This window comes from Paenarthrobacter sp. CM16 (genome assembly GCF_013179505.1).
Classification (GTDB): domain Bacteria; phylum Actinomycetota; class Actinomycetes; order Actinomycetales; family Micrococcaceae; genus Arthrobacter.
The window spans coordinates 1-2,668 of record NZ_JABMCX010000446.1; the positions used below are offsets into that span (position 1 = coordinate 1).

4 protein-coding genes are annotated in these 2,668 nt (G+C 56.9%); 3 read left to right on the plus strand and 1 reads right to left on the minus strand.

Annotated features, from left to right (window positions below):
• Window positions 1-552: 552 nt before the first annotated feature.
• The gene (locus HP499_RS23205; protein ID WP_172326415.1) at window positions 553-1,071 is read right to left on the minus strand and encodes a hypothetical protein; all 519 of its coding nucleotides are present in this window, start codon (window positions 1,069-1,071) and stop codon (window positions 553-555) included.
• Window positions 1,072-1,142: 71 nt separating this feature from the next.
• On the opposite strand from HP499_RS23205, the gene HP499_RS23210 reads away from it, so the two are divergent.
• From HP499_RS23210 to HP499_RS23220, 3 genes are all read left to right on the plus strand, one after another.
• Complete coding sequence (locus HP499_RS23210; protein WP_172326416.1) at window positions 1,143-1,304, plus strand: hypothetical protein; 162 nt, start codon at window positions 1,143-1,145, stop codon at window positions 1,302-1,304.
• Window positions 1,305-1,726: 422 nt separating this feature from the next.
• Window positions 1,727-2,308 carry a hypothetical protein gene (locus tag HP499_RS23215; protein WP_172326417.1) on the plus strand — a complete coding sequence of 194 codons (582 nt, stop codon included), beginning with the start codon at window positions 1,727-1,729 and terminating at the stop codon, window positions 2,306-2,308.
• Between the two features lie 50 nt (window positions 2,309-2,358).
• Window positions 2,359-2,574 carry a hypothetical protein gene (locus HP499_RS23220; protein ID WP_172326418.1) on the plus strand — a complete coding sequence of 72 codons (216 nt, stop codon included), beginning with the start codon at window positions 2,359-2,361 and terminating at the stop codon, window positions 2,572-2,574.
• Window positions 2,575-2,668 lie beyond the last annotated feature (94 nt).

Below are 2,668 nucleotides of genomic sequence, written 5' to 3' on the forward strand. Positions count from 1 at the left end.
GAGGCCTGCCCCACGTTTCTTGCCGTTGCAAGCAGCCTCAACAGCCTGGTCCAGAAATTCCGGATAAACCACAGTCCGGGCTTCATGCATCTGGGGGTCCCGACGACGACGTGACCGTTGACGTTGACTGCGTTCTCAGCGATGGCAAGGCCCGCCGGGTCCTGTCCACGTGCTCAACCCTAAGCCCTGTCGCTTCACCCCAGCGCAGGCCGGTGTAGGCAAGGAATTCCACAAACTCGGGATACTTGAACTCAGCTGCGAGTGCTTGAACTTGTTGGTGAGTGAGGTACGCCCGGCGGGCACCGACCCTTCGAGGCAGCTTCACTTTGTCGCCACGGGCAGGGTTCTTATTCAGTCTGTTGGCCGAAGATCCGATTGAAACGGGCGGCAGCGACGGCCCTATCCTGTTGTCGACGCGACATGGAAAACCCCTCCCAGCTGACTGGGAGGGGTTTTCTGCTGTTCAAGGACACCTTGAGCCGAACGACAAAGGTGCGCAGTCGACGGCTGGGCGGGGTTACGCCGTGGTTTCTCGAAACAGGCAGGGGAGGCTCACTTTATAGCAAACACGAAAGCTTCCATCCGGAGACCCTGGCCGGTTGTGCCGATTGTGATGTGCTGTCCAGCGTATGAGGTCGCCTTCTGGATCCAGCCGATGTTCTGAACGTGTGCCGTTGCCCCGACGTTGTAGCTCGGGGTCCAGAGCTCCACCGCTTCAATCGCCAGGCCCCGCCCCTGGGTCCCGAGTATGATCTGCCTGTTACTGGTTGAAGTGCACTGGACGGCCTGCCACCCCAGTGTGGCAACGTGCGCTCGACCGCAAAACTGACGAGTGTTCACCTGATACACGCGGATCGCTTCAAGCCGTAGCCCTTGCCCGACCGTTCCGCTGTTACTCGTCCACCCGACGTTCTGCACGTGAGTATAGACATGAAAATCGCCCGAGTCGTAGGCCACCGATGCCGGCGCAGAACCCAACACGGCACCAACGCTCAATGTCAGCACCGCCAGTAAGGTACTAAGTCGGCGTCGGCCGCGTCGTACAGTCTTCAGGTTGTCACGAACTCGCATGTTTGATCCTTCGGTCAGGGGGCAAAACAGCCAAGCGGGGTTTACCTGTCACTCCTAAGAGTGGCCCGCAGATGCAGAACGTGACGCGCGTGGCAAAACCCGATGTGGGGCAGCCACGGGTTTCCGGTGTTTACGAGAAACTGCCGCGGATCTCTGAGGAGGACGGCCGCCTGTCGATCCATGTGGACCCCGATTTTCATGCGATTGCCGAAACGGCGCCGGCCGGTAACTGACCGCTTCAAAAGAGAGTATTCAAGCTGAACTTCATGGATGTGCAGGTGATCCCGGAGGGGGCCTCGGCGCAATATGCCATAACGACCAAAGGTGAGTTGCTGATGAACAATCATGGGCTCTTGGTAGATTCTTCGAGCGTGAGAACACTCATATTCAGAGGGTGAATGGGCTGGTATAAGAAGGCGTCCCAGCCCTTTTCATTCGTTTTGATGAGTCTCCGTCCCGCGAATTGGAGAGATGATGCAGTGACTCTATGCTCGCAGTTGGAGTTCAATGCGCGAACGGCCAGCTTCGATGGGGGAACAGCATGGGCGCTGCAACAGGAATGAAGTTAATGACCAATAGGGTGAAAACTGTCCGTGGCATGGGAACGATGACCAGGATCAAGCTGGGGCAACAAGGGTGAAAAAATACAGAAAAGTTGGAAACCGGGATGCAGTATAAGTGGTTTAAGTCTTATGGCCTCGAGGTAATCTGTGGGTTGATCATTTTCGCTGTTATCTTGGATGCCTGCACAGGCGGAAATGATCCCGCTGTACCCGTTGAAGCCGCACCGTCTCAAAGTGCCTCACAAGAAGCCGCTGTTCCAGTTCAGGAAGCACCCTCGCAGTCAGCCACTCCGTCTGCTGTTGAGCCGGCTGCAGTTCCCTTGGATACAGCTTCGGCTGTGCCCGTTGTCCCTACGCCGATCACGGTCGATGAACTGCTCGATATGCTCAACTCAGCCAAGATGGGCGGCATGAAGGTTGGTGACCGTTTCGAGCTGACCGGTGAGCTTTTCACTTCGGAATACTGGTCTAGAGGTGTGAACGGTGAATTCTTCATCAACCTCAAGGCCATGGATGGCGCCAACGACATCATGGTGTTCATTGACCAGAAGGCAACGGCTGGCTGGCGCGACGGCCAAAAGGTTCACATGGTGGTGGAAATGGGTTTGGCTACCATGAAGGGCGAGACCACCGACGGATGGTTGCGTGCCATAACCGCGGAAATTGTTCCGTAGGGTAGCTTGTTTCGATCAGAAGAGAGGGCCGGACGTTGTCGACGATAACGTTGGATATAACTGATGCAGTTCTCAAAGGCATCGAAAACAGTGATCTCATCCGGTGGGGTGGGATCATCCGTGACACCGCAGGGCAGATCGTGCTTCATGTCGTGGACGCACCGGCAACAGGAGCAGCAGCTGGCAACGCGGCCAAGAGTGTGTCGGTGAGTCCCGGGTTTCTGGGGAAGATTGTTGAGCGTTCCACGGCAGCCCTGAAGACGTAACGCCTCAAGTCTCGTCTTTGCCGAGCCGAATCCGCTGCGAAACGGGCCGCGGACTCGAAGTACAGATCCTGCTCTCATGCGACATAGTCGGGCC